Source organism: Aliiroseovarius sp. S2029, assembly GCF_023195575.1.
GTDB classification, from domain to species: Bacteria; Pseudomonadota; Alphaproteobacteria; order Rhodobacterales; family Rhodobacteraceae; genus Aliiroseovarius; species Aliiroseovarius zhejiangensis.
This window is the reverse complement of sequence record NZ_JALPQE010000015.1, coordinates 1-5,969: the sequence shown is the minus strand read 5'-3', so window position 1 is coordinate 5,969 and position 5,969 is coordinate 1. Positions and strand designations below refer to the sequence as shown.

The 5,969-nt window shown below is 51.6% G+C and carries 6 protein-coding genes and 1 pseudogene; 5 read left to right on the top strand and 2 right to left on the bottom strand.

The window, feature by feature from the left end:
* A partial coding sequence (locus MUY21_RS15890) for a helix-turn-helix transcriptional regulator (protein WP_248411253.1) occupies positions 1–182 on the bottom strand: 182 nt, incomplete at its 3' end.
* Between the two features lie 777 nt (positions 183–959).
* Between MUY21_RS15890 and MUY21_RS15885 the strand changes: the two genes are divergently transcribed.
* The 5 genes and pseudogenes from MUY21_RS15885 to MUY21_RS15865 all read left to right on the top strand — a co-directional run bounded on the left by MUY21_RS15885 (position 960) and on the right by MUY21_RS15865 (position 5,509).
* Positions 960–2,330, top strand: a complete 1,371-nt coding sequence (locus tag MUY21_RS15885; RefSeq protein WP_248411252.1) for a HAMP domain-containing sensor histidine kinase — start codon at positions 960–962, stop codon at positions 2,328–2,330.
* Positions 2,331–2,359: 29 nt separating this feature from the next.
* A complete protein-coding gene (locus MUY21_RS15880) occupies positions 2,360–2,749 on the top strand; it encodes a response regulator (protein ID WP_191285328.1) in 390 nt (129 codons plus the stop codon).
* 230 nt (positions 2,750–2,979) lie between these two features.
* Positions 2,980–3,963, top strand: coding sequence for a response regulator (locus MUY21_RS15875; RefSeq protein WP_248411251.1), 984 nt, complete (start codon positions 2,980–2,982; stop codon positions 3,961–3,963).
* Between the two features lie 11 nt (positions 3,964–3,974).
* Complete coding sequence (locus tag MUY21_RS15870) at positions 3,975–4,349, top strand: Hpt domain-containing protein (protein WP_248411250.1); 375 nt, start codon at positions 3,975–3,977, stop codon at positions 4,347–4,349.
* Positions 4,350–4,398: 49 nt separating this feature from the next.
* Positions 4,399–5,509 (top strand): annotated as a pseudogene (locus MUY21_RS15865) (IS3 family transposase).
* A 216-nt stretch (positions 5,510–5,725) separates the two neighbouring features.
* Here MUY21_RS15865 and MUY21_RS16120 read toward each other — a convergent pair.
* A complete protein-coding gene (locus MUY21_RS16120) occupies positions 5,726–5,857 on the bottom strand; it encodes a hypothetical protein (RefSeq protein WP_268246019.1) in 132 nt (43 codons plus the stop codon).
* Positions 5,858–5,969: the final 112 nt, after the last annotated feature.

Sequence of the window (5,969 nt, the reverse complement as noted above, 5' to 3'; positions counted from 1 at the left end):
TCCATACCAAGCGTCTGAGCAAGCGCAGGGATGCGTTGCAGTGGAACACGTGTCACCCCTTGCTTCATCATTGACAGAACGTTTGGATGGTTGAAACCAACCCGGTCGGCAATTTCGCGTTGGGTAAGACCTGATGCGTCGATCGCGTCAGATAGATTGTTGGCTGTGGGGCTAAAGGCCATGACTACACTCCTCAAGACATTGTCGTTTCGATGTCTTGTGTTAGCGAGCGAGTTCACATCCTTGCGATGCAGTTAACCCTTCCATTCGGAGGTCGTTTGTTTCTGCAGTTTTTGAGAACTACAAAGATAGCTTTTGATCTCATGTTTCATCTGCATATGTTTACCAAACACGAAACTACAGTTCAATCAAACGGGTCGCACGTGAGCGATGCAATGTAAGCGGGACTTCAGCCCGGTCAGTTCCAAGGCAGCATCTGATCGGTGTCTTTCTGCTTAATTGCGTTCACCCCATGTGCGGCCTTAATCCACTAAAGAACTAGCTGGGACTGCACTGCCGTGACCAGACTCGTTGCCGCCACAGTCACCGCCGTTTCAACGACCAGCGGCCAGTTCTTCTTGCGCTTATAGGAACTCGATCCATAGACGGAAACACACTCGGCACAGATGAAGAAATCAACCCATAACTGTATTGACGACATTGCCCACAATTTATCATATACAGTGCGGTGAACGGAATACTGTAAACTGACGCATGAAACAGCCTCCTTGTCTGACACCATGCTCATACAGCGACACGCCCCGCAACGTAGCAGAGCGCTGGCAGGTTGAAATTTCAGGTGTCCATATAGACCGCTGAACTCAGGAGGGCGCGAACTTGCAAATCGACATCAAACGGGAAGCTCTTGCGCCCAGCTTAGAGAACATTCTGCAGGACCGGTCAGCGGCATGAACATATCTTTGAAAACGCCATTGATCTGGTTGGCAAAGCGTATACCCATGCGTGACTTCGTGGTGCTTGCGGACAAGCCTGGCAGTGGAAAGCGGCTCCAGAAAATCCGGTCAGAGCATCAGCTGAAAGACTTTGTCAAAGTTGGTATGAACCTGTTCTGGCAACGGCAGGCGATGTTCGCAGGCGTTGCCCTTTTAACGGCTTACTACTTCGACTTCTTCCTTGCCTCTATATGCTATTTGTTCCTCCTGCTTGCGGAAGCGACCGACCTTTGCATTTCCAAAAAAGTGATCGTTTGGAAAGGTGGCAGCGTTCGAGAGACTAGAAAATATCTCGCTCTGGTCATCATGAGCCAAATTCTAAGCACACTGGCAATCGCTTCATTTGCAATAGTAATGTCGTGGTCAGAGGGTCCAGCCCTTCATTTCACGCCCCTGTTCCTGTTGTTTGCCGCAGCGCTTTTTGCCGCCGTCAACAATCACCAGATTCCACAACTCCTTCTCATTAAGCTGGTGATCTACGGTCTTGCTTTCATTTTCATTCCCGCGCGCGACCTGATTGTCGTCCGACCACCAATTGACTCCTATCTTTGGCTGCAGTTCATCACGGTCGGCTTTGTTCTATATTTCATAGTGGATTGTTCGCGGATATTTGTTGATCTCTATAGGAAGAATATGCGCCAGTTCGAGAGTTTGAAGCTGGAACGCGACCGGGCCATGAGAGCGTCCGAAGCGAAGTCGCAGTTTCTCTCTACAGTCAGCCATGAACTGCGCACGCCACTAACGTCGATCAAGGGGTCACTTGACCTGATGAGAAGTGGCGCGGCGAGCGAGATACCTGCTGAGTTATCACCTTTGCTGGACATGGCGCAGCGAAACACGGATCGTCTGCTTCTTCTTATCGGTGAGCTTCTGGATCTTCAAAAAATGGAAGCCAGCCAGATTGACCTGCACTTAGAAACGGTGAATCTCAAAGAAATAGTGCAGGAAGCAGTTGACGCTATTTCTCATTATGCGCGGAACTCACGGATCGAGGTTGCTTTCGAAACCTCTGGTGAAGTGCTCATGATCCTTGGTGACAAATCACGCCTGCTCCAGGTGATGGCGAACTTGCTCTCGAACGCGATTAAATTCTCTGACGAAGGAGACATCATCCGCGTCTCGGCAGAGAAGGAAGGTGGTATGGCCATTATTCGCGTCGCCGACCAAGGTATAGGGATTCCTCAAGAGGCAAGGGATAAACTGTTCAAACCGTTTTCACAGCTCGATGCCTCCGACACTCGGAAGTTTGGGGGAACGGGCCTTGGATTGCACATCACAAAACGCATCCTCGACAAACACGGTGCGAGTATAGACTTTGAAAGCGTTGTTGGCGTCGGCACCACGTTTTTACTTGAGTTTGAGACACTACCCGACTGAGTGCTAAACAACCTAGGAACAACTCCGATATGACCGAACTGCAAAGAATTCTGCATGTCGACGATGACGCGGATATAAGAACGATTGTGGAGCTGTCTCTCTGTTCCATAGGTGGGTTAACTGTGCAGTCATGTAGTTCTGGCAAAGAAGCAATAGCCAGTGCATTGGCCTTCCAGCCAGACCTTTTCCTCCTGGACATGATGATGCCAGGGATGACCGGGGAAGAAACCTGGACGGAGTTGCGTCGTCTACCGGGCCTTGAACAAGTGCCGGTGATCTTCATGACAGCTAAAGTCCAAAACGACGTTTCAGTGATGCTCAAACAACTGGGTGCGCTCGACGTAATAGCCAAACCCTTTGATCCGGTTGGGTTGCCCACCCTGTTACACGCAGCTTGGCATAGAGCTGCAGCTGAATAGCGTCAGCAATCAGGGAAATCCCACTGCTACGTCTATCGCTTTTCTGATTCCGGTTAGGGTTCTCAAAACATAGCAGCTTCAACTTCCCCCAACATTATTCACTGCCAAATTGCAGCCTCAATTCTCATCTACAACCCAACATAGAAAATCGGTAGGCTCTCTGAATACTGGGTTTAGGAATCACCTATGCGATATCGAGAGTTTCGCAGGAACGACTGGGAGACGAGAAGTTGAAGATCCTTGCCGTCGACGATGACAAATATGTGCTGGAACTGCTTGACGCAATTCTTAAGACCGACGGCTTTGTCGAGCATACTCTCGTGAACTCAGCCACGGCTGCGCTACGAGAAATCTCGAATGCAACGTCTCCATTTGACTGCATTCTGCTAGATATTCAGATGCCGGAAATGGATGGAATTGAACTCTGTGGTGTTATCAGGGCTCTGCCTCACTACAAGACATGCCCGATACTCATGATAACGGCGATGACGGACCGATCCTATATTGATCGTGCGTTTGCTGCAGGTGCAACAGACTACATCAGTAAACCATTCGATCCGTTGGAGCTTGGCACAAGAATCCGTTTGGCTGAGAAACTGGTGAAAGAGCAACGGATTGCAACCGGATCGGCACGCGAACTTCAATCGCTTAGAAACAAGGTCGGTGAGGCATTCAGCTTCTCAATTGACGACGCGGTAACCATCGACGAAGTGCCAGGGGCAATAGATAAGTTGGTCCTGGAAAACTATCTCCTACAACTGTCTCGCGGAAAAATCTTCCAATCAACGGTTATTGCGTTCGCTATACGTGATTTTGAGAAGCTTTGGTCGCGTTCCAGCTTGAGCGACATCTACATGACACTTGTAGACGTGGCAGACGCGATAGCACTCAATATGAAGAGTAGAAGCTATCTTTTGTCCTATTGTGGGCGCGGTCGATTTGTTTGCGTTACCCAGCGTATCATTTCGAGCGCACTTGATGATCTGGCGCAGCGAATACAGGCAAGTGTTGATGAGTTTGAGGCCGCAGACCACGATAAAATCCAGGTCATCATGGGAGAGCCAGTTACAATGTCGCTTTTGGCTTCCCGAAATCCCTTGCAGTTGATTGATGACGCCATTGCATCCGCAGATCAAAATGGCCTCGCTGCTCAACCAACTTCAACCAAGCCAAGTATTTGGGACCGAATTAACGGCCTGTTTACCCTAAGATAAGAGTGTCAAATATGGAGTCGACAGATCATACCGCGCTAAATGACGCAATCATCAGCATCCAAGCGAAGTATCTGCGAAGTCTCGACCAACATCTCGAGCACTTCAGCAACCTTCTTACTTGTATCGACACCGATCAAGAAGCAGCCCATGCCATCGTAAAGATAAAGGAAAGGGCACACAGGATATATGGCCTCGCTGGCACGATAGGCCTTGAGCAATTGGGCGAGAACGCAAAGCAAGTGGAGATCACGGCTGCGAAGCTGGATCAGGCGACGACAAAAAGCAGGGCGCAGTCTGAAGAGTTGGCTTCACTGGTCGAAGGATTACTTGATTACATAAAGGACCTTCAACACAGTTATCTCGGCCCCTCTGACCTGCTCCCCTGAAAAGTCCTTGCTTTGAGGTTAGCCTGTTCTCCAACGAAGGAGACAGACGATGAAGAGAAGCCGTTTCAGCGAAGAGCAGATCATTGGCATCTTGAAGGAACACCAGGCCGGGTTGAGCGCGAAAGAGCTTTGCCGCAAGCATGGGATCAGCGATGCGACGTTCTACAACTGGCGCTCAAGATATGGCGGCATGGAGGTGTCTGATGCGCGGCGTCTGAAGGTGCTGGAAGCCGAGAATGCGAAGCTCAAGAGGATGCTGGCAGAGCAGATGCTCGATGTCGCCACGCTGAAAGAGATGCTTGGAAAAAACTTCTGAAGCCCGGTTCGAGGAGGAACGCCGTGGACTGGGCAATGAAGACCAAGGGCTACAATCAGAAACGGGCCTGCGCCTTGGCCGGGATCGATCCGCGTGTGTATCGGCGGAAGTCGAAGCGGCCGGCGGACACCGAGCTGCGGGCCAGGATGAAAGAACTGGCGTCCGAGCGGCGCCGGTTTGGCTATCGCCGCCTGCATATCCTGCTGAAGCGGGAGGGCTGGGAGGTGAACTGGAAGAAGCTCTACCGGCTCTATCGCGAAGAAGGGTTAACCGTCCGTAAACGGGGCGGACGCAAGCGCGCTGTGGGCACCAGGACGCCCATGGCAATCCCGCAGGGGCCAAACCAGCGGTGGTCGCTCGACTTCATGTCAGACGCGCTGGAAGACGGGCGAAGGTTCCGGGTGTTGAACGTCATCGATGACTTCAGCCGGGAATGCCTGGCGGCTGTCGTGGACACATCCATCGGCGGCACGCGCGTCGCCCGTGAGCTGGATCGGATTGCAGAATTGCGTGGCTATCCCTGCATGGTGGTCAGCGACAATGGAACAGAACTGACCAGCAACGCGATGCTCAAGTGGCAGGAAAACCGCAAAGTCGGGTGGCACCACACGCACCGGGCAAACCCATGCAAAACGGCTTGGTCGAGAGCTTCAAGGGACGGATGCGCGAGGAATGCCTAAACGAGCACCTGTTCCCGTCTTTGCGCCATGCCTGCCGCATAGTTGCGGCATGGCGCGACGACTACAATCACCACCGCCCACATTCGAGCCTCGACGGGCTCACCCCGCGGGAGTATCACCAACGGTCAGAAGAGGACCAAACCCTGAACAGAACTAACCAATAAGAGCGGACTCCAAGGGGAGCAGGTCACCTCTTCCCCTGAGTAGAGGTATCACAAGATTGCACGTGCTGGTGGGACCACAAGCCGCTTTACGAGTGAACATCTATTTTACCAACTTGCTTCCAAGGTCCCGAGTCTGCGAACCCAGACATACTTCGGAACAATATGAAAACGCAAAGCGCGATTTAAGAACGCACAATCTGCCAAACAATTAACGCCTCACCCTCTCATCGTCTTATAGAAGTAATCCATCAACGGCTTGGTGAGGTAACTGAGCGGGGTACGTTCATCGGTCTTAAGATAGGCTTCGATGGGCATGCCGGGCAGAAGGGTTGGTCTCTGATATCCCATCTGACTTATCTGCTTGTCGAAGCCACCTCAGCCATTTCCATCAAGCCTTCCAGCGCCTTCTTGAACGGCCCTTCGAGTTCGATATCGCCGCGCATGCATGCCATGCGAAACA